Source organism: Priestia sp. YIM B13552, assembly GCF_042787775.1.
GTDB classification, from domain to species: Bacteria; Bacillota; Bacilli; order Bacillales; family Bacillaceae_H; genus Priestia; species Priestia megaterium_E.
Genome location: NZ_JBHZOU010000013.1, coordinates 1 through 26,663, shown reverse-complemented (window position 1 = coordinate 26,663; position 26,663 = coordinate 1). Strand labels below are relative to the sequence as shown.

29 protein-coding genes and 10 tRNA genes are annotated in these 26,663 nt (G+C 38.3%); 34 read left to right on the top strand and 5 right to left on the bottom strand.

Translation table 11 applies throughout. The features are described from left to right. From ACFX40_RS26295 to ACFX40_RS26275, 5 genes are all read left to right on the top strand, one after another. Positions 1–807 (top strand): ABC transporter permease, encoded by an 807-nt coding sequence (locus tag ACFX40_RS26295; protein ID WP_028410434.1) that lies wholly within the window; start codon positions 1–3, stop codon positions 805–807. Further along, complete coding sequence (locus tag ACFX40_RS26290) at positions 804–1,877, top strand: ABC transporter substrate-binding protein (protein ID WP_028410435.1); 1,074 nt, start codon at positions 804–806, stop codon at positions 1,875–1,877. The genes ACFX40_RS26295 and ACFX40_RS26290 overlap by 4 nt, the downstream gene beginning before the upstream one ends. Before the next feature lie 218 nt (positions 1,878–2,095). After that, positions 2,096–3,208 (top strand): acyltransferase, encoded by a 1,113-nt coding sequence (locus ACFX40_RS26285; RefSeq protein ID WP_060745929.1) that lies wholly within the window; start codon positions 2,096–2,098, stop codon positions 3,206–3,208. A 145-nt stretch (positions 3,209–3,353) separates the two neighbouring features. Then, on the top strand, positions 3,354–4,031 hold the full coding sequence (locus tag ACFX40_RS26280) for a response regulator transcription factor (RefSeq protein ID WP_028410436.1): 678 nt from the start codon (positions 3,354–3,356) through the stop codon (positions 4,029–4,031). Continuing rightward, the gene (locus ACFX40_RS26275) at positions 4,024–5,259 is read left to right on the top strand and encodes a sensor histidine kinase (RefSeq protein WP_060745930.1); all 1,236 of its coding nucleotides are present in this window, start codon (positions 4,024–4,026) and stop codon (positions 5,257–5,259) included. Before ACFX40_RS26280 ends, ACFX40_RS26275 begins: the two co-directional genes overlap by 8 nt. Positions 5,260–5,276: 17 nt before the next feature. On the opposite strand, the gene ACFX40_RS26270 is transcribed toward ACFX40_RS26275, so the two are convergent. From ACFX40_RS26270 to ACFX40_RS26260, 3 genes are read right to left on the bottom strand one after another with little or no spacing between them, the layout of a single operon-like run. Then, a complete protein-coding gene (locus ACFX40_RS26270; RefSeq protein ID WP_028410438.1) occupies positions 5,277–6,164 on the bottom strand; it encodes an RnfABCDGE type electron transport complex subunit D in 888 nt (295 codons plus the stop codon). After that, positions 6,148–7,080 carry an FAD:protein FMN transferase gene (locus ACFX40_RS26265; protein WP_377257171.1) on the bottom strand — a complete coding sequence of 311 codons (933 nt, stop codon included), beginning with the start codon at positions 7,078–7,080 and terminating at the stop codon, positions 6,148–6,150. Before ACFX40_RS26265 ends, ACFX40_RS26270 begins: the two co-directional genes overlap by 17 nt. Positions 7,081–7,091: 11 nt before the next feature. Beyond that, positions 7,092–7,604 carry an FMN-binding protein gene (locus ACFX40_RS26260; RefSeq protein ID WP_060745933.1) on the bottom strand — a complete coding sequence of 171 codons (513 nt, stop codon included), beginning with the start codon at positions 7,602–7,604 and terminating at the stop codon, positions 7,092–7,094. Between the two features lie 293 nt (positions 7,605–7,897). Between ACFX40_RS26260 and ACFX40_RS26255 the strand changes: the two genes are divergently transcribed. The 4 genes from ACFX40_RS26255 (at position 7,898) to uvsE (ending at position 13,234) form a co-directional block, all read left to right on the top strand. After that, positions 7,898–8,980: a D-alanine--D-alanine ligase gene (locus ACFX40_RS26255; protein ID WP_217599578.1), complete on the top strand. Its 1,083-nt coding sequence runs from the start codon at positions 7,898–7,900 to the stop codon at positions 8,978–8,980. A gap of 96 nt (positions 8,981–9,076) precedes the next feature. Beyond that, positions 9,077–10,459, top strand: a complete 1,383-nt coding sequence (locus tag ACFX40_RS26250) for a UDP-N-acetylmuramoyl-tripeptide--D-alanyl-D-alanine ligase (protein WP_098524664.1) — start codon at positions 9,077–9,079, stop codon at positions 10,457–10,459. Positions 10,460–10,655: 196 nt separating this feature from the next. Beyond that, a complete protein-coding gene (gene cshA / locus ACFX40_RS26245; RefSeq protein ID WP_016762753.1) occupies positions 10,656–12,167 on the top strand; it encodes a degradosome RNA helicase CshA in 1,512 nt (503 codons plus the stop codon). A 95-nt stretch (positions 12,168–12,262) separates the two neighbouring features. Beyond that, complete coding sequence (uvsE, locus tag ACFX40_RS26240; protein ID WP_028410443.1) at positions 12,263–13,234, top strand: UV DNA damage repair endonuclease UvsE; 972 nt, start codon at positions 12,263–12,265, stop codon at positions 13,232–13,234. Positions 13,235–13,242: 8 nt separating this feature from the next. Here uvsE and ACFX40_RS26235 read toward each other — a convergent pair whose 3' ends face one another. Beyond that, positions 13,243–13,845 carry a rhomboid family intramembrane serine protease gene (locus ACFX40_RS26235; RefSeq protein WP_060745935.1) on the bottom strand — a complete coding sequence of 201 codons (603 nt, stop codon included), beginning with the start codon at positions 13,843–13,845 and terminating at the stop codon, positions 13,243–13,245. 64 nt (positions 13,846–13,909) lie between these two features. Between ACFX40_RS26235 and acpS the strand changes: the two genes are divergently transcribed. The 14 genes from acpS to ACFX40_RS26165 all read left to right on the top strand — a co-directional run bounded on the left by acpS (position 13,910) and on the right by ACFX40_RS26165 (position 24,813). Next, positions 13,910–14,275 (top strand): holo-ACP synthase, encoded by a 366-nt coding sequence (acpS, locus tag ACFX40_RS26230; protein ID WP_025753519.1) that lies wholly within the window; start codon positions 13,910–13,912, stop codon positions 14,273–14,275. A 58-nt stretch (positions 14,276–14,333) separates the two neighbouring features. Continuing rightward, a complete protein-coding gene (locus tag ACFX40_RS26225) occupies positions 14,334–15,392 on the top strand; it encodes a LolA family protein (protein ID WP_013055001.1) in 1,059 nt (352 codons plus the stop codon). A gap of 62 nt (positions 15,393–15,454) precedes the next feature. Beyond that, a complete protein-coding gene (alr, locus tag ACFX40_RS26220) occupies positions 15,455–16,696 on the top strand; it encodes an alanine racemase (protein ID WP_418055144.1) in 1,242 nt (413 codons plus the stop codon). A 200-nt stretch (positions 16,697–16,896) separates the two neighbouring features. Then, a complete protein-coding gene (locus ACFX40_RS26215; protein ID WP_013055003.1) occupies positions 16,897–17,178 on the top strand; it encodes a CopG family ribbon-helix-helix protein in 282 nt (93 codons plus the stop codon). 4 nt (positions 17,179–17,182) lie between these two features. Then, a complete protein-coding gene (gene ndoA / locus ACFX40_RS26210) occupies positions 17,183–17,533 on the top strand; it encodes a type II toxin-antitoxin system endoribonuclease NdoA (protein WP_013055004.1) in 351 nt (116 codons plus the stop codon). Between the two features lie 157 nt (positions 17,534–17,690). Next, entirely contained in the window at positions 17,691–18,527 is an 837-nt protein-coding gene (locus tag ACFX40_RS26205; RefSeq protein WP_013055005.1) for an RsbT co-antagonist protein RsbRA, read from the top strand. Positions 18,528–18,529: 2 nt separating this feature from the next. Then, positions 18,530–18,886, top strand: a complete 357-nt coding sequence (locus tag ACFX40_RS26200; protein ID WP_013055006.1) for an STAS domain-containing protein — start codon at positions 18,530–18,532, stop codon at positions 18,884–18,886. Positions 18,887–18,889: 3 nt separating this feature from the next. Beyond that, positions 18,890–19,291: an anti-sigma regulatory factor gene (locus ACFX40_RS26195; protein WP_013055007.1), complete on the top strand. Its 402-nt coding sequence runs from the start codon at positions 18,890–18,892 to the stop codon at positions 19,289–19,291. 13 nt (positions 19,292–19,304) lie between these two features. Further along, positions 19,305–20,315: a PP2C family protein-serine/threonine phosphatase gene (locus ACFX40_RS26190; RefSeq protein ID WP_377257167.1), complete on the top strand. Its 1,011-nt coding sequence runs from the start codon at positions 19,305–19,307 to the stop codon at positions 20,313–20,315. 59 nt (positions 20,316–20,374) lie between these two features. Then, positions 20,375–20,707: an anti-sigma factor antagonist gene (locus tag ACFX40_RS26185; RefSeq protein ID WP_013055009.1), complete on the top strand. Its 333-nt coding sequence runs from the start codon at positions 20,375–20,377 to the stop codon at positions 20,705–20,707. Next, positions 20,704–21,189, top strand: coding sequence for an anti-sigma B factor RsbW (gene rsbW / locus ACFX40_RS26180; RefSeq protein WP_025753516.1), 486 nt, complete (start codon positions 20,704–20,706; stop codon positions 21,187–21,189). The genes ACFX40_RS26185 and rsbW overlap by 4 nt, the downstream gene beginning before the upstream one ends. Further along, complete coding sequence (sigB, locus tag ACFX40_RS26175) at positions 21,155–21,949, top strand: RNA polymerase sigma factor SigB (RefSeq protein WP_013055011.1); 795 nt, start codon at positions 21,155–21,157, stop codon at positions 21,947–21,949. Before rsbW ends, sigB begins: the two co-directional genes overlap by 35 nt. After that, positions 21,949–22,554, top strand: coding sequence for a PP2C family serine/threonine-protein phosphatase (locus tag ACFX40_RS26170; RefSeq protein ID WP_377257184.1), 606 nt, complete (start codon positions 21,949–21,951; stop codon positions 22,552–22,554). The genes sigB and ACFX40_RS26170 overlap by 1 nt, the downstream gene beginning before the upstream one ends. Positions 22,555–22,638: 84 nt before the next feature. Beyond that, a complete protein-coding gene (locus ACFX40_RS26165) occupies positions 22,639–24,813 on the top strand; it encodes a Tex family protein (RefSeq protein ID WP_377257164.1) in 2,175 nt (724 codons plus the stop codon). A 56-nt stretch (positions 24,814–24,869) separates the two neighbouring features. On the opposite strand, the gene cmpA is transcribed toward ACFX40_RS26165, so the two are convergent. Next, complete coding sequence (gene cmpA / locus ACFX40_RS26160) at positions 24,870–24,986, bottom strand: cortex morphogenetic protein CmpA (RefSeq protein ID WP_013055014.1); 117 nt, start codon at positions 24,984–24,986, stop codon at positions 24,870–24,872. Between the two features lie 109 nt (positions 24,987–25,095). Between cmpA and ACFX40_RS26155 the strand changes: the two genes are divergently transcribed. The 11 genes from ACFX40_RS26155 (at position 25,096) to ACFX40_RS26105 (ending at position 26,663) form a co-directional block, all read left to right on the top strand. Next, the gene (locus ACFX40_RS26155; protein WP_377257161.1) at positions 25,096–25,545 is read left to right on the top strand and encodes a SprT family protein; all 450 of its coding nucleotides are present in this window, start codon (positions 25,096–25,098) and stop codon (positions 25,543–25,545) included. Positions 25,546–25,679: 134 nt separating this feature from the next. Continuing rightward, positions 25,680–25,754: transfer RNA gene (locus tag ACFX40_RS26150), tRNA-Asn, on the top strand. 3 nt (positions 25,755–25,757) lie between these two features. Then, positions 25,758–25,848: transfer RNA gene (locus tag ACFX40_RS26145), tRNA-Ser, on the top strand. Positions 25,849–25,857: 9 nt separating this feature from the next. After that, positions 25,858–25,932 (top strand) — tRNA-Glu (locus ACFX40_RS26140). A gap of 23 nt (positions 25,933–25,955) precedes the next feature. Beyond that, a tRNA-Val gene (locus ACFX40_RS26135) sits at positions 25,956–26,031 on the top strand. Positions 26,032–26,059: 28 nt separating this feature from the next. Then, positions 26,060–26,135 (top strand) — tRNA-Asp (locus ACFX40_RS26130). Between the two features lie 10 nt (positions 26,136–26,145). Next, positions 26,146–26,220 (top strand) — tRNA-Gln (locus ACFX40_RS26125). Between the two features lie 4 nt (positions 26,221–26,224). Continuing rightward, positions 26,225–26,297 (top strand) — tRNA-Lys (locus tag ACFX40_RS26120). Positions 26,298–26,309: 12 nt separating this feature from the next. Next, positions 26,310–26,392: transfer RNA gene (locus ACFX40_RS26115), tRNA-Leu, on the top strand. 22 nt (positions 26,393–26,414) lie between these two features. After that, positions 26,415–26,500, top strand: a tRNA-Leu gene (locus ACFX40_RS26110). 89 nt (positions 26,501–26,589) lie between these two features. Further along, positions 26,590–26,663, top strand: a tRNA-Arg gene (locus tag ACFX40_RS26105).

Here is a 26,663-nt window from a genome sequence, read left to right as displayed (position 1 = left end):
ATGAAGAGAAAGTGGAAGTTCAGCCACCTTTATTTATTTCTTGTATTTTTCATTTTATACGCGCCCATTTTTTATTTAATGTATTACTCTTTTAACAGCGGAGGAAACATGCGTGAATTTGAAGGGTTTACGTTAGATTGGTACAAAGAAGTGTTTCAAGACACGCGTTTGCTTATTATTGTTTTGAATACTCTTATTATTGCTCTACTGTCTTCGGGTATTTCAACTATTATTGGCGTGATAGGGGCACTTGCTATCGTATACGTGAAGCGCAGACGTGTTCAAAATACGCTGTTAACATTTAATAATGTGTTAATTGTGAGTCCAGATGTTATTATTGGCGCATCTTTTTTAATTCTATTTACCATTATCGGTGTAAAGCTCGGATTTATATCGGTATTATTAGCGCATATTGCATTCAGTGTACCGATCGTGGTCATCATGGTTCTGCCTAAGCTGCAGGAAATGAGTCCGACACTGCTTGATGCAGCCCGTGATTTGGGCGCAAGCCGCTTTGAAGTACTTTCGAAAGTGGTATTGCCATTTATTCGTCCGGGTATCTTTGCAGGCTTTTTTATGGCTTTAACTTACTCTTTGGATGATTTTGCGGTTACGTTCTTTGTGACCGGGAACGGTTTTTCTACGCTTTCAGTAGAAATTTATTCGTTAGCAAGAAGAGGGGTCTCGTTGAAAATCAATGCTCTTTCTACTCTTATTTTCATGTTTACCGTGCTGATTGTAATTGGTTATTACTTTATCAGTCAGCGATATAGCAATAAAGTGAAAGGGGTGGCGACTGGAAAATGAAGCAATTAGCAAAGCCGTTTATCTTCATCGTCATCCTTTCTTTCGTTCTTATGTATGTGGTTCATCATTTGAACAATGCCGAAGGATACTCTGGAGGAGATACGCTGACCGTCTATAATTGGGGAGATTATATTGATCCTGATTTAGTGAATCAGTTTGAAAAAGAAACCGGAATTAAAGTCATTTATCAGACCTTTGATTCGAATGAAGCAATGATGACAAAAATTGAACAAGGCGGTACGACATTTGATATTGCTGTGCCTTCTGAGTACGCGATTAGCAAGATGCGTGAAGAAAATTTGCTATTGCCAATTGATCATTCGAAGCTGCCTAATTTAAAATACATTAATCCGCGTTTTTTAGACTTATCCTTTGATCCTGGCAATCAGTACTCTATTCCTTATTTTTGGGGAACTGTGGGTATTGTGTATAACTCTGATATGATTCATGGCAAGAAGATAAAAAGCTGGAATGATTTATGGGATCCTAAGCTGAAAAATCAAATTTTACTTGCAGATGGCGCTAGAGAAGTGATGGGAATGGGGCTAAACAGCTTAAATTATTCATTAAATGATACGAATAAAGCCCATCTTCAAGAAGCAAAAAGAAAGCTTGATACATTAACACCAAATGTAAAAGCTATTGTAGGAGATGAGATTAAGATGCTCCTAGCAAATGAAGAAGCGGCAATTGGCGTTGTTTGGTCAGGCGATGCTTCTGAGATTATGAGTGAAAACGATAAGCTGAATTACGTTGTTCCAGAAGAAGGTTCGAATTTATGGTTTGATAACATGGTTATTCCAAAAACGGCTAAAAACGTAGAAGGCGCACATAAATTCATGAATTTTATGCTGGATCCTAAACACGCTGCTCAAAATGCGGAATATGTAGGATATTCTACGCCTAATAAAAAAGCGTTAGAATATTTGCCGAAAGAAGTAGCGGAAGATGAACGTTTTTACCCAGAGGAAGAACTAACAAAAAAGCTTGAGGTATATAATAACTTAGGCAAACGAATGCTTGCTTATTACAATGAATTATTTTTGGAATTTAAAATGCACCGTAAATAAAAGGAACTTAATTAGGTCTTTGTACTCAAGTTCTTTATTGTTTTTGTAAATTCAGTTGCGTGATAGCAAGAGGAAAGATAAAATACAAACGAGTAAAGCTAATAACATTTATTTTATGTTATTAGCTTTTTTATTTGTAAAACGGGAAAGATAAGAAAAAATTGAATGTTCTATTATTCATCCAGAATTTATATTTCACATTATATAGGAGAGAAAAAGTGAAGCAAAAACAAAAGCAGCATATTCAATCCATTTATTTTCTACGGTTATTCGCTATGATGATGGTTGTGCTCGTACATGTAACAGCAGCATATGCAACGGTACTGCCATTTGCAAGCGAAGCTTATCAGAAATATCATTTTCTTAACCGAATTGTTCGAATTGAAGCAGGGATCTTTATTGTGATTACAGGTTTGGTTTTCTTTTATAGTTATATTAACAAGCCTTTAACAAAGACTTTATGGAAAACGTATTATGCTCGAAGAGTGACATATATTTTGGTTCCCTATATTGTTTGGGCACTTATTTATGAATTTTATTCGTACTATGTAGGAGCAACAGAATTAAATGCAGCTGATATTGTGAAACGTATTTTACGCGGAGAGTCCTACTATCAGCTTCATTTTATCTTTTTAATTGTACAAGTTTATCTCGTGCTGCCGGTTTTTGTATGGCTAGCACAAAAAGTAACCATTTTTAAAAAATACATGTGGCTGTTTGGCATTATCATTCAGCTTGGTTATTTAATGCTTAACAATACGTATCATATCACTTCATTTAATTTGTTTTTAAATACAATGGCTACGTTTTTACTTGGCGGTTGGATTGGCATTTATTATCGCGAACAAGTGGATAAAAAGTACAGTCGTTCGAATATTGTATTATTTCTGGTGACGCTCGGAGCGGGAATAGCTATTTCACTGTTAAATTATCACTTGTACACAATGAAGACAATCCAAATTTCAGGCTTTACGTATGAGGCTGTTAATACGCTTTATTTGGTCGCTGGAAGTTATTTCTTCTTCCGAATTGCAGAGATATTAGCTGAAAAGCTTTCTGTGAAGTCCGTGACGATTGTTAAAAATATTGCCATGTACTCGTTTGGATTTTACTTGATTCACCCGATGGTTTTAAACTTTGTGGCAAAAGCAGTACCAATACAAGGAAACTACATGTTTCACATTGAAATTTTGGCACGCTATATTCTAACATTAGCAGGCTGTTACCTCATCATTTGGGGATGTCATCGTCTTTTACCGTTTGCTAGCTTTTTGTTTGGTAAACTGCCAAAAGAAGCGGTGTTCATTTACCGACGTCCTGATCATAAATAGCGTTTAGTTAAAAGTTATGTCTGCTTGCAGGCATAACTTTTTTTATAAAGTATAAGAGATGATAACACGCTAGTTTTAAAATATTTTTAAAAGTGACATGCTAAGATAATGCTTACTTAGGTACTCACAAAAGGGGGAATTTGATATGCGTGTACTTGTGGTAGAAGACGATGCTTCATTATTACACGGTATCGTAGAAGGCTTAAAAGAAGAAGGATATGAAGTTGATTGTGCGTCTGAAGGAGATGAAGGTTTGTTTTTAGCAGAGCAGAATATTTATGATGCTTTGATTTTAGATATTATGCTGCCGGGTATGACAGGACTTGACATACTAAAAAAGCTAAGAAAACAAAAGGTGCTGACGAAAGTTATTTTTCTCACTGCAAAGGATAGTGTAGAAGATCGAGTGAAAGGACTCGATTATGGAGCTGATGATTATTTGGTTAAGCCTTTTGCCATGGCTGAACTTTTTGCGAGGTTAAGGGTGATGCTCAGAGACTTGCAGGCAGAAGAAGGCATGATTTCATATGGTCCCATTTCTATACGAGAAGACAATCATGAAGTTATGATAAATGGGAGTGCCCTAACGTTAACGATTAAAGAATTTCAGCTTTTGGAATACTTTATTCGAAATAAAGAACAAATCCTTATTCGAGATCAAATTTTTAATCGCGTATGGGGATTTACATCTGACGTAGGAGTGGGTGTAGTAGACGTCTATGTTCACCATTTAAGAAAGAAGCTTCAGCCTTTTAATTGTGACGGTTATGTACGTACAGTGAGAGGCGTAGGCTTTATGTTAAAAGGGGAAGAGCATGTTTAAAAAGACGAGAATCAGGCTTGTGTTATTTAACACAATCGTGCTGATGGTTATTTTGAGCATTTTTAGTTTAGTTTTATATTTTTATATGCAGCATGTTATTTTTTCAAATCCAGACAATCGGTTAAGTGAGATGAGTGAGCAGGTAAAAAAAAGAAATTTACATGAGATTCAGGAAAATAATGAGAGAGAAACAGAAAGACGGGTTGCGTTTTTACTTTGGAGCGGTGATAAAAAACTAATCAAAATCACACCTAAAAAAGGGTTATATACAAACGATATTGACGACTTTAAGCCTGCGCTCTCAGAAGGAAAAGCCCAAACGTCGCAAGAGGTAAACGGTCATGCTTATCGAGTGATGAATGTGAAAAACGAAGGGTATATAAAAGATCAAGACGTTTCAACGATTCAACTTGTCTTAAACGTAGATCCAGAAACTCAAACCTTAGAGCACCTTGCTTTTCTTCTTATCATTTCAGCGTTTATCGGACTGCTTCTTTCGCTTGTGGCTGGCTTGTTTTTAGCTAATCGAGCGCTTGTACCTATACAAAAGTCGTGGAACAAACAGGTCGAATTTATTGCAGATGCTTCCCATGAGTTAAGAACGCCTCTTTCCGTGATGCAAACGCATCTCGAGCTATTGTTTAGACGACCAAATCATACGATCGAGCAAGAAAGCGAAAATATTTATCAAAGCTTAAACGAAGTGAAGCGGATGACGAAGCTGGTGGGTAACTTACTAACACTGGCTAGATCTGATTCAAGTGCGCAGCTGCTAAACAAAACGGTCTTTAATATGGGCGAGCTGGTTGATAAAGTAGCTAATCAATTTGAGCCCATATTTGAACTAAAGGAGCTGCACTTCACAAGGGAAATTGAATCGTTAATGTGCGGAGGAGATCAAGAACGACTTCATCAGCTATGTATGATTTTATTAGATAACGCTTTTAAATACACGCCCTCTGGAGAAAGCATTCACATCAGTCTAAAGAAATATCATCACTCTATGACGTTAATCGTTAGAGACACAGGCGTTGGCATTGAAGCGAAAGACCTTCGATATGTGTTTGATCGCTTTTATCGAAGTGATAAGAGCCGAGCACGTGCCGAAGGAGGGTCAGGTTTAGGTCTCGCGATTGCTAAATGGATTGTACAAGCTCATGACGGAGAAATTAAGGTTTTTAGCCAAAAAAACGTGGGTACGGAATTTCATGTGAAAATTCCGCTATGAAAAAAAGCTGCCTATCATCAGGCAGCTTTTTTCGTCACTTTTTTGGTGGCGGTCTTCCACGCTTTCCATGCATTAGCAAGTAACAGGCCAATTAATAAATAGGCAAGGCCGCCAAAAACTAAGTAATCTATAGCGCTAATCGCCCCCGCAAGCAGCCCAAATTTTATTTGGTCTTTATACTTGGCAGGAGAAGTTGGCGGATCCGTCACCATGAAGAAGGCTAAAAATAAAGCGGAATTAACAAAAGGAGCTCGTAAAGCATCTGCTACATCGCCTACTCCTATTAATGACATAATCGTGAAAATAGCAAAATACACGCCCAAAAACGCAAATACTTGAGGGAATTTATTTACCTTGCTCGTCACAAGGTACCCCGTCACAAACACGAATACAATGAGCCATACGGGTAGTAAAGATAAGCTCCCCCACCAGCTTTGGCCGCTTGAAAAGACAATAAGTGAAAAGAGAAGACCAAAAGCAGCAGGGTTAAAAATAGGCTTCTTTTTTACTTTTACGAAGTGCTTCGATAAAATCGCAACAGCTACAGTGCAAAATGTGACCCAAGCAGGTGTAGAGGTGCTGAGTACTAAGGCAATAATTAATCCAGTAATAATTCCGCCGTCAGGAAGCTGAATTTTCTTTTTATAAGCAAAAGAAAATCCTAAATCTAAGGCGGCCGCCGAGCATACGGCAAGCAGTAGGTGTCCTAATCCTTGAAAGGCAGAAGAGTTGAATTCACCTAATAAAGTTAAAAGCAGAAGCATAGCGATTACATATCTTTTAGGGGTTTTAACTAGCTGCGCCCAAAGACTTATTTCTTTTGGTTTGTTTTCATCTACAATAATATAACCTTTTGGTGTACTGATATATTTAACACCGCTTCTTCGTTCAGAACGTGTGGTCATAATTTATTAATTCCTCCATATGTGATGTAAAAAAAGGAGTGAAACTAGAGTCGAAGAGCACGCCGCGTATGTCGGCATCATTCAATAAATTTACTCCTTTTTCCGCTCCTAAAATAAAAGCTGACGTAGATAATGCATCGGCCAGCATGGCAGAAGGAGCAATAGCTGTGCAACTCAACAGACTGCTTCGAGTGGATGGAGATAAGGGATTAACCAAATGATGCGTTGATGGATGTGTATTATTTTTTCTAGCATAATTTCCTGATGTGCAGACAGCCGTATCTGTTACACGTAAAGTCAGTAGTGACTGCGTTTGAATCACAGGATGCTGAATCCCGACTTTCCACAACTCTCCGTGTTGATTGCGTCCTTTAACTAGGATGTCTCCTCCTGCATTAATCATAAAATGCTGATAAGGAAGGGAGCGGGCAGCCAAATCAATCGCCAACCCTTTGGCGACCGCTCCAAGATCTATAATCATCGGTTTTTGTAAACAAACCGTTTTTTTATGTGTATCCAATACGATGTCTTTATAACTTCCAGAGTCGACTGCTTCGTTCACTTGTACGGGTTTTCCATATAAGTAATGTTCATTAAAACCGCGGTTTTCTAATTGCTTTCCTACCGTTGGGTCAAAGATTCCATGCGTTTCATTTGCTACTAAGATAGCGAAATGAAGAGCTTCAAATAATAGAGGACTAACAGAAACAGGCTCTTTGACATGTCTAATTAGTTTCATAACTTCGCTTGTGGCATCAAATCGACTGCATGTCGTTTCAACGGTTTTAAAAATAGTAAATGCCTTTGAGATATGGTGAAGGACATTTGCTTCTTCTGATTGGGGAGCAATTACTTGAATGGAGACGGTTGTTCCCATACATAAGACAGAGCGGCTATACGTTTTTATGGACATCATTCGTTTCTCCTTTATGCATTCACTGCTTGCTGAAGTGCGTCGTCCACAGCATTTTGAAAATCTTCTGTACTAAGCGTTGCTCCGCTCACGACGTCGACATCTGAGCTTTGTCTTTGTACGACTTGAGCCGGAAGGCCCTCAATGTAACTTTGAGAATAGTGAGTATCCGCTTGTGTAATTTCAACTGTATCAATTCGGTCGTTTTTAATGGTCACGGATACGTAGACAGTTCCGATACGGTTGCTTCCTTGGCCAGAATACGTTCCATCTTTGTATTTTGTTTTAGGAGCAGAACTTTCGGCACTCGCTGATGACTGTTTCTTATTAGAGGAAGCAACATCTTCTCCCCAGCTGTCATTGACAATCGTTTGATTGTCTGTTTGATCCGTCGTTTTCTTCTGATGATGAGCCGGGGTGACTTGAACAGCTTGTGCATCAGATAGAGTGTTTATATAACCAGTTGCATAAATACTTCCAATGGCTACGCTGCATGCAGCAATCATCGTTTTTCCCATTTTACTCATGTTTGTTGAACCTCCTGATTTATACCAGAACTATAGTTTCGATTATTGATGGTGATCTTTAGCATAAATAAACTTTACAAATAAACTTTTAAAAAAGATTTAAAATCAAAAAAGTTTTTTTAAAAATAAATAATCCAAGTGAAAAGGTCATTTTAAATAATGAAAGGAAAAGCTGGAATTTCTTTCACAAGCCTAGCTATTTTGACATACGTAATAATAGTTAATATTTCTGTTTACTATCTAAACGTGCATGATAAAATAGAAAAGATGAATATGTGTTAGGAGGAACATCAGTGAAAATTAAGCTTGGCCTTTTATACGGAGGAAAATCCGCTGAACATAAAGTATCTTTACAAACAGCTCTAGCAGTTTCAAAAGCAATTAATCACGATAAATATGAAGTGCATCCAATTTACATTACAGAAACAGGAAAGTGGATTCGCGGCACACAGCTGACTGGTCCGCTTGAAACAGTTGCTCAATTAGAAATTCAAGATAACGGAACAGCTATTTCACCAGTTTCATTGAATACAGAAATGTTTGCATTAACAGATTCAAAAACAGATGATCAGCTAGATGTTATTTTCCCACTTCTTCATGGTCCAAATGGAGAAGATGGTACGGTACAAGGATTATTAGAATTATTAAATATTCCTTATGTTGGAAACGGTGTATTAGCTTCAGCAGCTGGTATGGATAAAGTTGTAATGAAGCAGCTGTTTGCACAGGCAGGTCTGCCTCAAGTAGAGTACGTATCATTTATCCGCCGCGAGTGGGAAGCAGATCGAACGGTTGCTTATGAAAAAGTAGAAGCACTTGGATACCCTTGCTTTGTTAAACCGGCAAACTTAGGTTCAAGCGTTGGGATTAGCAAATGTGATAACCGCGAAGAGCTAGAAGCGGCTTTTGTTGAAGCTTTCTTATTCGATCGGAAAATCATTGTAGAAGCAGCAGCAGTTGGCCGTGAAGTTGAAATTGGTGTGTTAGGGAATGATGAAGCAGCTTGTTCAGTAGTTGGAGAAATTTTACCTAAAAAAGCGTTTTACGATTACAAAGCCAAATATGAAGACGGCGATACAGGTCTTATTATTCCAGCTGAAATTACAGAAGAACAGCATCAAGAAATGTCAGCACTAGCAATCAAAGCATTTAAAGCAATTGATGGATCTGGTCTTGTACGTGCAGATTTCTTCTTAACATCAGAAGGTAAATTCATTATTAATGAAGTGAATACGATGCCTGGTTTTACACCTTTCAGTATGTTCCCGTTATTGTGGAAACACGCAGGTGTTGAATATCCAGATTTAATTGAAAAACTTGTATCACTAGCAATTGAACGTCATACCGAAAAGCAGCAAATTAAACACACAATGTAACTCACACAACACTATTCATCATGAATAGTGTTTCTGTGTTTAGTTTCAATTAATGTTATCCATAGTTTACTTTATATCGAGAGGAGCAAACCAACAATGATTAAACGTACGCTTACACAGCTAGCTGCAATGATTCCAGGAAGTGTATTCCATAGCGGGAACGAAGCAGCTGTAATTGAGGGAGTCTCAATTGATACGAGAACCATTCAGCAAGGTAATTTATATATCCCAATTAAAGGGGAACGTTTTAACGGGCATACATTTGTTCATAAAGCAATTGAAGACGGAGCGGTCGCTACACTGTGGAACAAAGATGAAGAAAATCCACCGACAGACATTAGTGTTATTTTAGTCGATGATACGCTAGAAGCTCTTCAGCAATTAGCGAAATCCTATCGTCATGAGTTGGATATTAAAGTAGTGGGCATTACAGGAAGTAACGGAAAAACAACGGCAAAAGACATGGTGAAAGCTGTGCTTGATACAACTTACCGTGTTCTGAAAACAGATGGAAACTTTAATAATCATATTGGCATGCCGCTTACTATTTTGCGTTTAGATGAAACTCATGATATTGCAGTTTTAGAAATGGGCATGAGCAGCCGAGGGGAAATTGAGTTTCTTTCTAATTTAGCGGAGCCTGATGTGGCCATTATTACAAATATCGGAGAATCGCACCTTCAAGACTTAGGAAGCCGCGATGGAATTGCGGAGGCGAAATTAGAAATTACAAGCGGTTTAGCGCCAACAGGTCAGCTTGTCTATAATGGTGATGAGCCACTTTTAACATCACGCGTAGTTAATCCAGTATTTGAAACGGTGACATTTGGCAGCTCAGAACAAAACGATTTATATCCAAGTGCTATTTCAGCTGAAGAGTTAGGCACCACATTCACTGTTTCACGTGAAACAACATATTCGTTCTTTATCCCGGTATTAGGTAAACATAATGTTCACAATGCGCTTTCTGCTATTGCGGTAGGTCATTATTTTGGACTAGACAATGAAACAATCGCTAAGGGATTAAAAGAATTAAAGCTAACCAATATGCGTATGGAGCTCGTGAAACGAACAGATGGCCTGACCTTCATTAATGACGCATATAATGCAAGCCCAACGTCCGTTAAAGCTGCTATCACGCTGATGCATGATTTAGAAGGCTATAAGCAAAAAATTCTTGTTCTCGGGGATATGCTTGAATTAGGCGATCAGGAAAAAGAGTTCCACAAAGAAGTGGGAGAGTTTATTCAAGCAGAAAAAATTGATTATGTTCTAACATACGGCCCCTTATCTGTTGAAATTGAGCAAGGAGCAAAAAATAATTTTGCAGAAGATAAGGTAATGCACTTTGAGGAGAAAGATGAGCTTGTTAAAAAATTAACAGCGATTACAACAAGAGAAGATGTGGTTTTAGTGAAAGCATCTCGAGGGATGAAGCTTGAGGAAGTTATCTCAAAAATGATGCATAAATTACCGTGATATTAAAAAGAGTATAAGTAAGCTCTATTGCAAACGGAAAGCCATAGTGTTATGATGTAGTCTGAGTGTCTTGAGGCGCTTATACTCTAAACGTTGAATTTATTGAAGTAGTCGTTTAGAGCATTTTCCGTTTCCTCGGAGAATGCTTTTTTTTGTAAAATATAGATAGTCTAAATATAAAAGGAGTTTGAAAAACTTGGCATTATTTCAAGATTTAGGATTAAGTCAACAGCTTAATAAAGCTGTGAGTAAAATGGGTTTTGAAGAAGCAACACCAATTCAATCAGAAACTATCCCATTAGCACTAGAAGGTCACGATTTGATCGGACAAGCACAAACAGGAACAGGGAAAACAGCGGCATTTGGTATTCCTCTTATTGAAAAAGTTGATGTAAACGTAGATGCAATTCAAGGGTTAATTATTGCTCCTACTCGTGAACTTGCTGTACAGGTATCTGAAGAACTTTACAAAATTGGTCAAACAAAGCGCGTACGCGTGCTATCAATTTACGGTGGTCAAGATATCAGTCGTCAAATTCGTGCATTGAAAAAGCACCCTCATATCATCGTAGGGACACCAGGGCGTATGCTAGATCATATTAATCGTCGTACACTTCGTCTACAAGATGTTCATACAGTTATTTTAGATGAAGCAGATGAAATGTTAAACATGGGATTCATCGAAGACATTGAAAAAATCTTATCAAACGTACCTGAGAACCACCAAACACTTTTATTCTCAGCAACAATGCCTACTCCAATCCGTCGCATTGCTGAAAAATTCATGAACGAACCAAAAGTGGTAAAAGTACAAGCAAAAGAAGTAACGATGCCAAACATTACGCAGTATTATTTAGAAGTACAAGAAAAGCGTAAATTTGATATCCTTACTCGTCTTTTAGATATGCAATCACCTGAATTAGCTATCATCTTTGGTCGTACAAAGCGCCGTGTTGATGAGTTATCAGAAGCATTAAATATGCGTGGTTATTCTGCACAAGGTATCCATGGTGACTTGACGCAGTCGAAACGTCTATCTGTACTACGTCAATTTAAAGAAGGTTCTATTGATGTATTAGTTGCAACGGACGTAGCTGCACGCGGACTTGATATTTCTGGTGTTACTCATGTATACAACTTTGATATCCCTCAAGATCCAGAGAGCTATGTACACCGTATCGGACGTACAGGACGTGCTGGTAAAATGGGTGCTGCTATGACATTTGTAACGCCAAGAGAAACTGGACAGTTACACAATATTGAGCGTACAACAAAACGTAAAATGGAGCGTCTTACTCCTCCAACGCTTGATGAAGCAATGGAAGGTCAACAGCGTATTGCAGCTGACAAATTAACAGAATCTGTGACACAAGGCAACTTATCTTACTACAAACAGTTGGCAGAAGAGTTACTTGAAGAGCACGATTCAGTTTCATTAGTGGCAGCAGCAATCAAATTATTTACAAAAGAACCAAACGAATCACCAATTCAATTAACTGCTGAACCACCGGTAATTGCAAAAGGTGATAAAAACAAACGTGGAAATGGCGGAGGTCGTTCACGTTCTAACTCTAAAAACTACTCACAGCAAAATCGTCGTGGAAACTCAAAGCGTTTTGGTGACAAGCGTCGCGGTGGAAGCAACGGCAGTGATAATAGAAATCGCAATAGCAGCAGTAATCGTAAAGATTCTCGCAGCAAAGCGTAAAATAAAAACGAGCCTTAACAGGCTCGTTTTTTTTATGTGTTAATTGCTATTTTATTGGTGCACACTATGAGTAAAATAAAATGGGGTGTTCACTGATGTCGACCATTGTTCGGTTAGGTTATGTGGCGATGAGCGTTCATTTGGAAAATAGTTCTCCTTCTCAAACAATGACTTTTGCACAATTTCAGCGTGTGAAAGACCATGAAGCGGCCATTCGCAAGCTCGAACGTATTGCAATATCCAACTTAGAAAACTGCTTACGGTTATTAAAACACAATGCGTGGAGTGAAATTGAGTTTTTTCGATTCAGTTCTAAGTTAATTCCATTAGCTAACCATGAGGCGCTAAAAGAGTGGAACTACATAGCTCCTTTAAAAGATGCTCTTCAGCGTATTTCTGTATTTTTGAAGGAACATCCAATGCGAGTAGATTTTCACCCGGATCATTTTGTTGTTTTAAACTCAACGGATAAAGAGGTTTTTAAGCATTCTATCCAAACTCTTCGCATGCATCAAAAATTGCTGAAAGGAATGGATATTCCGCTTCAAAATCGCTGTGTTTTACATGTTGGAGGAGCTTATAATGATAAAGAAAAAGCACTGGAGCAGTTTATTCATAATTGGGGGCTTGTACCTCAATCCCTTCAGCAAATGATTATGTTAGAAAACGACGATACAACCTTTCATATAAAGGACGTCTTGTATTTATGTGAAAAACTAAATGTCCCAATCATTTTTGATCTTCATCATCATCAGGCAAACAACGATGAAACTTCATGGCAAGAGCATTGGGACCGTATCATTAGAACGTGGGAACAGGAAACGCTTCCTCTAAAAATGCATATATCTAGTCCTAAAAGTGATAAAGAATTTAGAGCCCATGCAGATTATATCGATGTTAATGGGTTTTACAGCTTTTTAAAAGAAGTAAATGGAACGATACCGCAAATTGATTGCATGATTGAAGCTAAGAAAAAAGATGAAGCGCTCTTTCAGTTAGTAAGAGACTTGAAGTCTTATGAAGATGTGGAATTTATTAACTCATCCACTTTTTATATTAAATCTTAAAGCAGGCCTCATATCTGTGGCTTGTTTTTCTGTTTGAACGCGAGAAAAGCGAGAAGAAATCCAGCAATACCTCCAACGAAATGAGCTGTGTTGTTGGTTCCTGGCGTTAGCAGACCTGAAAGTAATCCAATAATTAAAAAGACGACAATGATTTGCTGGTTACTTTTAGAAAGCACGTGCTTTTGTTTTATTACAAGGTAGAGGTAAAACCCAAGCAGCCCGAAAATGGCACCGGATGCACCCACATGGCTGTAGAAAGAAGATTGGATTAGAAATGTAACGATATTTCCAAGCAATCCACACGTAAGGTAGAATAGAAGAAACTTATAAGAAGAAAGAATACGCTCAGCACCTGGCCCTAACAAGAACAATGAAAATGAGTTAAATAGAAGGTGTGAAAAGCTTAGATGCAAAAAGATAGGTGTGAAAAGTCGCCAGTAGTCTCCTTGAGAAATTAAGCTATTCACACCAATAAGCTGATGTATAAAAGATTCTGCAAGGTGTGAGGGAAGAGCGGCAAGTAACCATAGCGCAATGTGGATGCAGATAAGCGTGAAGGTAACAGGATAAAAACGTTTAAATTCAGCTGCATTTTCTGTGCGTACGAACATATTTGTCACTCCTTTTTATAAAGGCATTTTTATATACTATTCTGTAAGAGAGGATTAAATGAAAATGATTATAGGAACTGGAATTGATATTACAGAGTTAGAGCGGATTGAAAAAATGGTGCAGCGTCAAAGTGCTTTTGTTACTCGGATTTTAACAAAAAATGAAAAAGAACGCTATGAAAAGCTATCAAGCCGACGTAAGGTCGAATTTTTAGCAGGAAGATTTGCTGTGAAGGAAGCATATTCGAAAGCTCTTGGAACAGGAATAGGAAAAGATTTCAGCTTCCAAGATATCGAAATTGTGAATGATGAAAGAGGAAAACCCCACATTGTTACAAAACAACCGCTGGACGCGTCTGTACACGTATCTATTTCCCACAGTGCGCACTATGCGATTGCTCAAGTAATTATTGAACGCTTGTCAAGCTAGTCTGCATATTCACTATTTCTTGTTCATATATTCATAGTGTGGATAGGGGAGACAAGATATGTTCTTGCTTCTCCGTTTAGCTGTGAATATACGAAATAAAGGAGTTGGGGAAATGCATAAAAAATGGATTGGCTTATTTGTTTGCGCCTTTTTTCTCTTAGCCTTATCAGCATGCGGTGAAAAAAGTCAGCAGGATGTAACAGATGCATTGGATGCCAAGGTACAAGAAATGGCGGGTTATAAATCAGATGCTAAGATGACATTAAATACAGGGAAAGATGCTCAAGTATACGATGTAGAGATTTGGCATAGTAAGCCTATGTATTATCGAGTGAATTTGAAAAATACAAAGAAAGATCAAAGCCAAATGATTTTGCGTAATGATGAAGGGGTTTTTGTTTTAACGCCCGCCTTAAATAAAAGCTTTCGTTTTCAAAGTGACTGGCCGCAAAATAGCAGTCAAGCTTATTTGTATGAATCCCTTGTCCAAGATATTGTGAAGGATGAAAAAGCAAGTTTTAAATCAACGGATAAGCATTATATTTTTGAAACAAAAACCAACTATCAAAATAGCACGATGCTTCCTAAACAAGAAATTACGCTGAACAAAAGTGACTTAGCGCCTGTTTCGGTTAAAATTATGGATACGGATAATAAAGTGTTAATAAAAGTTGATTTCTCTAAGGTGAAATTCGATTCTAAGTTTGATAAAGGGGCTTTTGATACAAAAAGAAACATGACAAGTGCAAAGATTGACGTTCCAACATTAGCTCAGCAGAAATCATTTAGCGTCCTTTATCCTAAGGATGTTCCAAAAGGTACAAAGCTGTCCAAGGAAAAGAAAATTGAGACAGAAAATGGCGAGAGAGTCGTTTTAATGTACAAAGGAGAAAAGCCGTTTACGCTTGTACAAGAAAAAGCGCAAGTAGCTAAAACAGCAACATCTACAGTTACTGCCGGAGAGCCCTTTGATTTAGGTTTTACTGTGGGAGCTTTAACGGATAAAAGTCTATCTTGGACATATAATGGAGTAGACTTTATGCTGGCTTCTGATCAGCTAACACCAGATGAATTGAGTACAGTTGCTAGATCTGTGCAAAGTCAGATGGGAAAATAAGAGAAGCTTACAAGCCTGCATATATGTAGGCTTGTTCTTGCTTAATTTGAATAAAGATCGAGATGAAGTTTGGCTATAGATGTATTATACTAACAGAGGAAAGTACGTTTAGAATGGTTCTGAAAAAAGGAAGTGTCGTAGTAATGGATGCATTTTATAGAGAAACATGGGCAGAAATTGATGTAGAAGCCATTTTTCAAAATGTGAATCATGTAAGAGAACTGATACCGGGGCATAAAACGTTAATGGCCGTAGTGAAGGCGAATGCGTACGGGCATGGAGATAAAGAAGTAGCAGAGATTGCGCTTCAAGCTGGGGCTGATATGCTAGCTGTAGCTTTTTTGGATGAAGCTATTGCTCTTCGGAAAAAAGGAATAAAGGAATCCATTTTAGTATTAGGCGCCGTGCCTACCCTACACATTCAAACTGCATTGGAGTGGGATATAACAGTCACTGCTTATAGCAAAGCTTGGATTGAAGAAGCGGCGTCCATTCTAGGTGAAAACAGTCAGCTGCATATGCATTTAAAAATAGATACAGGCATGGGTCGCTTGGGAGTTAGAACAAAAGAAGAATTACACGAAACGATGAAAATCATCGCTTCTCATTCGGGATTCGTGCTGGATGGAGTGTTTACACACTTTGCAACAGCAGACGAGCTAAACTCATCTTATTTTGAAGAACAATACACATTCTTTGAAGAAATGGTTCGAATTGTGAAAGAATATAATTTTACACCTCCGATGATTCACTGTGCAAATAGCGCAGCCTTGCTTCGTCGTCCGAAAGATATCTTTAATGGCGTACGCTTAGGTATCTCTATGTATGGCTTGAGTCCTTCTGAGGAATTAAAAGAAGTCTTGCCAATTCCGTTAAAACAGGCTTTTTCACTGCACAGCCGTATCGTGCATGTTAAAAAAGTCAAAAAAGGGAGTCATATCAGTTACGGAGCTACTTATGAAGCGAAAGAAGATGAATGGATTGCTACTATCCCAGTAGGATACGCAGACGGCTGGATTCGTAAATTAAGTAATTTTGAAGTATTAGTAGATGGATTTAAAGTGCCAATTGTTGGTAGAATCTGCATGGACCAATTGATGATTAAATTACCTAAAATGTATAAAATGGGTACAAGAGTAACATTTATTGGAAAACAAAAAGATGCTGAAATTACAATTGATGAAGTAGCGAAGCATCTTGAAACAATTAATTATGAAATCCCTTGCATGATTGCAGCAAGGGTTCCGAGGGTTTATACAAGAGATTTGCAGCATATTGATGTTAATAATTATATCTTGCGCTGAATATACATCTTCCTGAGTCAACATAAAAAGTCTGCGAACAAAAGACAATAAAATAATAACTTCCATGCATAAAAGAGGGTATCAATTGACGATAATAGTGTAGAAATTGACAGAATTAACTTTCCATTAAAGCTAATCAATGTTATGATAAGGAAAGATGAGACTATTGGTGTGTGTATTGATGTTGGAGGTGTATGTTTGTGTCTGAAGCGAGCGCAACTACAGAAATCCTAGTAAGATTACCGAAAAATTTAGTATCGGAGCTCGATCTTATGGTTAAACAAGAAAATGGCAACCGAAGTGATTTTATTCACCAAGCAACAAAATTGTACCTTCGTGAGCGAAAAAAACGCCATATTCGCGAATCAATGAGACGTGGATATATGGAGATGGCAAAGATAAACTTAAATATTGCTTCCGAGGCTTTTCTAGCAGAGTATGAAGCTGATCATACTGTGGATCGTTTAGTAAGCGGGGGGTAATGACTTGGTAGTCAAACGTGGCGACGTTTATTTTGCTGACCTATCTCCTGTTGTTGGCTCAGAACAAGGAGGCGTTCGCCCTGTACTTGTCATTCAAAATGATATAGGCAATCGTTTTAGCCCAACTGTTATTGTAGCTGCGATCACTGCTCAAATTCAAAAGGCAAAGTTACCTACGCATGTTGAAATTGATGCAAAGCGCTATGGATTTGAGCGAGATTCAGTTATTTTACTAGAACAAATTCGTACTATTGATAAACAGAGGCTAACAGACAAGATTACCCATTTAGATGATGAAATGATGGACAGAGTGGATGAAGCCTTGCAAATCAGTGTAGGACTTATCGACTTTTAGAATTATACTTCCATTTATGCTAAGTTGCTCCTTTATGAGCAACTTTTTTAATTTGACTAGGAATAATCAGTAAACGTATATTGTAATAAGAAACCTTTTAAAAATGATAATATATATATAGATATAAATGAGTGTATTGACTCACAAGGAGGACCTCATGAATCAAGATTTATTCAATTATATACAAAATCATAAATCAGAAATTTTTGATCGATGGCTAGTGTTAATGAATGATGTGGAAACAGAGCGCATTAAAAACATTGTATCCGAGCAAGTGTACGTAAATGTAAGCTCTGATTTTGTAAATTTACTTTTGGCAAAAGCATTCCGTGATCAGGAAAATTTTGCAGAGGAACTAGAGGAAGTAGTAGGACGAGTTGTGAGTTTAGGATGGCCTCTTGCTTATTTAACACAGGGTGTACGTAACTTGGGTCACGTAGTGGTCGAAGGGTATGTAAACAGTGAACATGTAAAGGCTGACCAAACTCATTCTGAATTATTCTATCGGTTTGACAAATGGTTAAGCCCTATTTATAACAAAATAGTAGAACAATACTCCAACTCGTGGGAAAATACAGTTATGTTGCAAAAAGTTGCACTTCAAGAATTGTCTGCTCCATTAATACCGGTATTTGATAAAATTACAGTAATGCCGCTTGTAGGAACAATTGACACTGATCGCGCAAAGAAAATTATGGAAAATTTACTGCAAGGTGTCGTAAAGCACCGATCAGAGGTCGTATTAATAGATATTACCGGAGTACCAGTAGTGGATACGATGGTTGCCCATCATATTATTCAAGCTGCTGAAGCCGTACGTTTGGTTGGAGCCAAGTGTTTGTTAGTAGGAATTCGTCCGGAAATTGCTCAGACTATTGTGAACTTAGGTATTAACTTAAACGAAATTATTACGAAAAATTCATTAAAAAAAGGCGTAGAGTTTGCGTTAGAAATGACTGAGCGGAAAATAGTTGATATAGAATCGGAGGAATAAACGTGAGAATACCCATTTTGAAATTGTACGACTATTTATTGGTATCCATTCAATGGGAGCTGGATGATCAAACGGCTATTCAATTCCAAGAAGATTTGCTAAGTAAAATTCATCAAACTGGAGCAAAAGGAGTGGTAATCGATTTAACTTCAATTGATATGATCGATTCATTCATCGCAAAAGTTTTAGGTGACGTGGTTAGCATGTCTAATTTGATGGGGGCTAGAGTAGTATTAACAGGTATCCAGCCTGCAGTAGCTATTACACTTGTTGAGTTAGGGATTGGCCTAAATGATGTTCTTACTGCACTCGATTTAGAAAAAGGTCTTGAGAAACTCCAATCGGAATTGGGGGATTAGTATATGGAATTCCAATCCAGCGTAAAAATCGTAACAGAATGGGACATCGTAGCGGCACGCCAATTAGGTAGAAATGTGTCGAAAGAGCTAGGGTTTGGAACAGTTGACCAAGCTCGTATTACAACCGCCATTTCTGAATTAGCTCGTAATATTTACCTATATGCGGGTAAGGGTCAAATCTATATTGAGAAATTAAATCGTGGAGGAAAAAACGGTCTTCTTGTCGTAGCAACAGATGAAGGGCCAGGTATCCCCGACGTTCGCAAAGTAATGGAAGATGGATACTCAACATCGGGTGGACTAGGAGCTGGGCTTCCTGGGGTAAAACGATTGATGGATGAGTTTGACATCGAAACAAATGTCGGAGAAGGTACTGAGATTAAAGCAGTTAAGTGGCTCCGGTAGGAGGAAATAGATAATGTCTTTTGATAAAGAGATGAGAGATTTATACAAAGATATTTTGGGGAACTATATCCAAACACAAAATGAACAAATTTTGTATCAAGGACAAAAACTAAGTAGAAAATCTTTAGAGAATGAAATATCGCCAGAAGATATTGTGAGCATTCATAAAGAAGTGATTGAAGAAATTTATTCTGATATTCCAGAAAAAGTGCTGCATTCTCTGGACTTTTTACTTGAGGTAATGATTAGCTACGGTCTTGCTCTTCGTGAGCATCAAACATTAAAAAATAAGCAGCGGGAACTTCGTTCTGAAATTGAAGTTGCCGCTAACGTCCAGCAGACGCTGTTGGGGACAAAGGTTCCGCCTAGTTCAACTTTAGAAATTGGCGCGATTAGCGTACCGGCTAAACAGATGAACGGAGATTATTTTCACTTTGTAGAAGAAGAGCACGGCGGGTTAAGTATTGCCATTGCCGATGTGATCGGAAAAGGAATTCCAGCTGCAATGTGTATGTCTATGATCAAGTATGCAATGGACAGCTTACCGGACTCAAGAAAAAATCCAAGTTATGTATTAGAGAACTTGAACAATATTGTAGAGCGAAACGTAGATCCAAGTATGTTTATTACGATGTTCTACGGAAGCTATAATCCCGAGACAAACTTATTTGATTATGCATCTGCAGGGCATGAACCAGGTTTTTATTATGATGCCAAAGCTGATTCATTTGAAGATTTGGAAGCAAAAGGACTCGTGCTAGGAGTCGATCGCCATGTGAAATATCTTCAGTACGAGCAGCAGCTTTCAAAAGGCGATATGATTGTTCTGTTAACAGATGGCGTAACAGAATGCAGAACCGAAGAAGGATTTATTGAAAGATTGGACATCATAAAATTAATTCGAAAATACATGCATTTGTCTCCTCAAGAAATTGTAGAATCTGTATATAAAGAGCTGGAAAAATTACAGCATTTTCAATTGAGGGATGACTTTACATTGATTATTTTGAAGAGTTTAGTTTAAGTATTCTAAATAAGGGTACAGAAAAGATAGCACAAAATTAGAGGGGGTCTACTAATACGATGAATTTAAAAATAGATATACAAAAGGACGGTCAAGCATATCGTATTAAGCTGGCTGGAGAGATTGACGCATATACAGCACCTAAGCTAAAAGAAAAGTTCATGGAAATTACTGAACATACCGAACCAGAAATTATAGTCGATTTAACCGATGTATCATACATGGATAGTACAGGACTAGGTGTATTTATTGCATTGTTAAAAGCCAATAAGAAAAATAACGGCTCTTTGAAATTTGTTGGTGTATCAGAGCGCATCAAGCGCTTATTTGATATTACGGGCCTCACAGACATTTTAAACGTGAATTCACAAGTAGAAGGTGGCGTAAAATGAAACAGCCTTATGACTTTGTTGAGATGAAGATTCCTGCTAAGCCAGACTACGTAGCGATTATTCGACTGACGCTGTCTGGTGTAGCGAACCGGATGGGTTTTTCTTATGATGAAATTGAAGATATGAAAATTGCTGTGAGTGAGGCATGTACAAATGCCGTGCAGCATGCTTACAAGAGTGAAGAAAATGGTGAAGTGAGAGTAGGTTTTGGTTTATTTGATGACCGTTTAGAAATCATGGTGGTCGATAAAGGTGAAAGCTTCAATTTTGAAGAGCTTAAGGAACATATAGGACCTTATGAAACATCAAAAGAAGTTGAATTTCTTCCTGAAGGTGGACTTGGTTTATATTTAATTGAAACACTAATGGATGAAGTGAAAATGGTCAATTCAAAAGGTGTAACGCTAATGATGACTAAGTATGTGCAAAGAGAGCAGGTGGAGAGTGATGAAAACACAGTCTCAACCTATGAAATTAACTAAAGAACAGGTTCAGGAACGAATTGAGCGCTTTCAAAAAACGCAGGATGAAGAAGCACAAAGTGATCTAGTAGTACATTACAAGAACCTTGTTGAATCTATTGCACGTCGTTATTCAAAAGGCAGAAGCTTACATGAAGATATTGTGCAGGTAGGGATGCTAGGACTGTTAGGAGCTATTAGAAGGTATGATGCTTCATTTGGAAGAAGCTTTGAATCGTTTGCTGTTCCTACAATCATTGGAGAGATTAAGCGATTTTTACGCGATAAAACGTGGAGTGTTCACGTGCCGCGCCGCATCAAAGAATTAGGTCCTAAAATTAAAGCAGCTGTCGAAGAGCTAACAACCCGTTTACAGCGATCTCCTCAAGTGAAAGAAATTGCTGATCATATCGGAGTGACAGAGGAAGAAATTTTAGAAACGATGGAGATGGGGCAAAGTTATCAAGCGTTGTCTGTTGATCATTCCATTGAAGCAGACTCTGATGGAAGCACTGTGACAATCCTTGATTTAGTAGGTGAACAAGAGTCGGGTTATGAGAAAACTGATCAGCGGTTAGTGTTAGAAAAAATTCTTCATGTATTAAGCGATAGAGAAAAAGAAGTGATTCGCTATACCTTTATTGAAAATCTGAGTCAAAAAGATGCCGGTGAGAAGTTAGGGATTTCTCAAATGCATGTATCTCGACTGCAAAGAAGAGCGCTTGATAAGCTAAGGACTGCAGCTCGCTCAGATTCTAACGATTCGGAGTATATGTCGTGATGACAGTAGACCCTAATACAAAGTCGATTCAAACTCATATATACCAAGAACCAAAGCAAGGGAACATATGTTGTGGAGATAGTTACTATGTCAAAGAAACGGATGACTATTTTCTATGTGCAGTGGCAGATGGATTAGGAAGCGGTGAACAAGCCAGAGCCGCTTCTGTAGCTGTTACGGATGTAGCGAAAGCTCATCATCATCTAGATGTGGATGAGATCATTTCTAAGTGCAACAAAGCTACTCGACATACAAGAGGCGCAGCAGTAGCTATTTTGAAAATTGATAAAAAACATAACGAATTTCATTATACAAATGTAGGTAATATCCGCTTTTATCTGTATTCTCCGGAGGGGAAATTAACGTACCCTCTGCCAATTCAAGGTTTTTTATCAGGGAAAATTCAAAAGTTCCGCACACAAACCTTCCCATATGACTCCGGTTCTAAATTTTTGATTCATACAGATGGCTTAGAATTAAAAGAGGTTAAATCTGTTTTTGCTAACTCGATGAATGTAGATCAATTGTCGACACGGCTACAGGCAGCAATTCGATCTCATAATGACGATATTACGTATATCGCTGGTCATCTTCCAACTGCATAGCCTTTCTTTTTAGCTCACATGTGTTATTGCATGTGAGTTTTGTTACAATAAAGACAAAGTTTCATTTAGCTAGGAGGATAAGCTGTGTCTGTTGCAACGAAATTAGATAATCAAATTGTTCAACGTGTAAGTAAAGAGGTGGAGATTTCACAAAAGCAAGTACAAAACGTAATTGCTTTAGTAGAAGACGGTAATACAGTTCCCTTTATTGCTCGATATAGAAAAGAACAAACTGGTGCTTTGGATGAAGTCCAAATCCGGAATATTTTAGATTCCTGGAACTACTTAATGAATTTAGAGGAGCGTAAAGAGGAAGTTCTTCGATTAATTGAAGAGCAAGGGAAATTAACTGAGGCACTGGCTGCTCAAATTCATCAAGCGAAGAAATTGCAGCAAGTAGAAGATTTATACCGCCCTTTTAAGCAAAAACGACGTACAAAAGCAACTGTAGCAAAAGAAAAAGGTCTTGAACCATTAGCACAGTGGTTACTAAGTTTTCCACGTTCCGACGTGAAGAACGAAGCGAAAACATACATAAATGAAGAAGCGGGAGTTCAATCTTCTGAAGAAGCTATTCAGGGAGCCCTAGACATTGTAGCGGAACAAATTTCTGACGAAGCATCTTACCGTCAATGGATTCGTACGACTACTGTAAAAGATGGCATAATTGTTACTTCAGTCAAAGATCCCGAAAAAGATGAAAAAAATATCTATGAAATGTACTATGAATATACAGAAGCGGTAAAGCGAATCGTTCCTCATCGTATCTTAGCCATGAATAGAGGAGAAAAAGACGGTATTTTAAAAGTGAGTATTGATGCGCCTACAGATCGTATTCTTTCATATTTACATAAACAAGTAATCAAAAAAAGGGATTCTTCAGCTGAAAGTTATATCATCTCAGCTATAGAAGATGCTTATAAACGCTTAATAGAACCATCTATTGAACGCGAAATCCGTAAAGAGCTATCAGAAAAAGCCGAAGAAAGAGCCATTCACATCTTTTCTGAAAACTTACGGAAACTTCTTCTCCAACCTCCATTGAAAGGGAAAGTGGTATTAGGAGTAGATCCAGCTTTTCGAACAGGCTGCAAATTAGCTGTAGTAGATGAAACAGGCAAGGTATTAAAAATTGATGTTATTTATCCACATCCTCCTGTGAGAAAAGCAGCTGAAGCGCAAAATAAATTAAAGAAAATGTTCGCTGAATACCCTATTGAAGTAGTAGCCATTGGAAACGGAACGGCATCTCGCGAAACGGAGCAATTTGTAGCGGATGTTCTTAAAGAAATTGAAAACCCAGTTTATTATTTGATTGTGAATGAAGCGGGAGCAAGCGTATATTCGGCTTCTGATGTTGCTAGAGAGGAATTTCCTGATTTTCAAGTAGAAGAGCGAAGCGCTGTATCGATTGCCAGAAGGCTGCAAGATCCGCTGGCTGAACTTGTGAAAATCGATCCTAAGTCGGTAGGAGTAGGGCAGTATCAGCATGATGTGTCTCAAAAGCAATTAAATGATTCACTGACTTTTATTGTAGAGACAGTAGTAAATCAGGTAGGAGTAAATGCAAACACGGCTTCTGCTTCGCTTCTACAATACGTTGCTGGTCTAAATAAGACAGTTGCTCAAAACATTGTAAAATATCGGGATGAAAACGGAAAATTCTCTAACCGAAAACAGCTGAAGAAAATTCCGCGTCTAGGTGCTAAAACGTATGAGCAGTGTATTGGGTTTTTACGTATTATAGAAGGTGAAGAACCTTTAGACAGAACGGGTATCCATCCTGAAACATATGGAGACGTTAAAAAGCTTTTAAAGAAAGCTGAAGTGAAAGAGACTGAGCTTGGAACGGAGAAAGTAAAAGAAGCATTAAAACATATTTCTTTACCCGAAATATCAGAAGAACTAAGTATAGGGGAGCTTACTTTAAAAGACATTATAGAAGCGCTCGTAAGACCGGAAAGAGATCCTCGTGATGAACTGCCAAAACCTTTGCTCCGTCAGGATATTTTGAAGCTAGAGGATCTTGCCAAAGGTATTCAGCTTGAAGGTACGGTGCGAAACGTCGTAGACTTCGGAGCGTTCATCGATATAGGAGTTAAGCAAGACGGTCTAGTCCATATTTCTAAATTAACGAATCGGTACGTTAAGCACCCCCTCGATGTCGTTTCAGTAGGAGATTTGGTGAATGTGTGGGTAGAAGACGTAGATATGAAAAAAGGAAGAGTCGCATTGACGATGATTCCGCCCCATCAATAATAAAATTGCCTTTTCAGATTTTCTGAAAAGGCAATTTTATTTTTAAAAAGAAGTGATTAAGAAGCGGAGTTATTTTTTTGATAAAAAAACCAACATTGATTGAGCAATTTTATTTGTGCACGGTCTTTTTCAGAATAAGCGCGCCTCATTTGTTTTTGTAGCCACATTGGCATAAGGACAATCACTCCTTTTCATTTATGATAAGGTAAATAGTGAGTATGTAATGAAGTGTATGCCCAAAGAGCTAGTCAGGTGATTTCATACAGTAGAGGAGTATATAAGATGAATGATAAGGATTTACAAATACTTGTAGAAGAAATTTCATTGAAGTTGTTTCACAAACCATTTCGTCATGAAGCCACTTTTAATCCTCGTTTACGTACGACAGGTGGAAGGTATTTATTACGTACATCTAATATAGAGGTAAACTACAAATACTTTGAACAATATGGCAAACAAGAAATAGTAGCAATCATTAAACATGAGCTCTGTCACTATCATTTACATATTGAGGGGAAAGGGTATAAGCATGGAGATCAAGACTTTAAAAGCCTAATGAAAGAAGTAGGGGCCCCCCGATTTTGTCAGGCATTAAAAAAAGAAAGTGATGGAAAGAAAAAAGAGCACATATATGTATGTATGCAGTGCGATCAAAAATATGTTCGAAAAAGAAAAGTGAACACGGTTAAATATGTTTGTGGAAAGTGTAAAGGTAAATTAAAAAAAATGTAGAAGATGCTTGACTAAAATAGATTGATTATGATAAATTAATAAAGCCGTCTCAAATAAACGGCAAATAAATTACAAAAACTTATTGACATTACATGTAATGTCGATTACAATGTAAGAAGTCTGATAAATATTATTCCACAGTAGCTCAGTGGTAGAGCTATCGGCTGTTAACCGATCGGTCGTAGGTTCGAGTCCTACCTGTGGAGCCATATGGAGAAGTACTCAAGTGGCTGAAGAGGCGCCCCTGCTAAGGGTGTAGGTCGTGTAAGCGGCGCGAGGGTTCAAATCCCTCCTTCTCCGCCATTTTATAATGGCCCGTTGGTCAAGCGGTTAAGACACCGCCCTTTCACGGCGGTAACACGGGTTCGAATCCCGTACGGGTCACCATTGATTTTCATTTACATATTCGTGGAGGATTAGCTCAGCTGGGAGAGCACCTGCCTTACAAGCAGGGGGTCGGCGGTTCGATCCCGTCATCCTCCACCATTTGACTGTTTTATACATAATTTTGGATGGTCCCGTGGTGTAGCGGTTAACATGCCTGCCTGTCACGCAGGAGATCGCGGGTTCGATTCCCGTCGGGACCGCCATTTAAATTATTGGGCTATCGCCAAGCGGTAAGGCAACGGATTTTGATTCCGTCATGCGTTGGTTCGAATCCAGCTAGCCCAGCCATAAAGAGCCATTAGCTCAGTTGGTAGAGCATCTGACTTTTAATCAGAGGGTCGAAGGTTCGAGTCCTTCATGGCTCATTTTCATTTCTTGCGGGTGTGGCGGAATTGGCAGACGCGCTAGACTTAGGATCTAGTGTCTTTACGACGTGGGGGTTCAAGTCCCTTCACCCGCATCTTATTCATTTTATGTATTTAGCGGTCGTGGCGGAATGGCAGACGCGCTAGGTTGAGGGCCTAGTGGGGGCGACCCCGTGGAGGTTCAAGTCCTCTCGGCCGCACCAAAAAAACTTTTAAAAAAGTGTTGACATAAGAAAACAGAAATGATATTATAATAAAGTCGCCAAAACAACGGCGGTAAACATCATAAGAAGCGCCCGTAGCTCAATTGGATAGAGCGTTTGACTACGGATCAAAAGGTTAGGGGTTCGACTCCTCTCGGGCGCG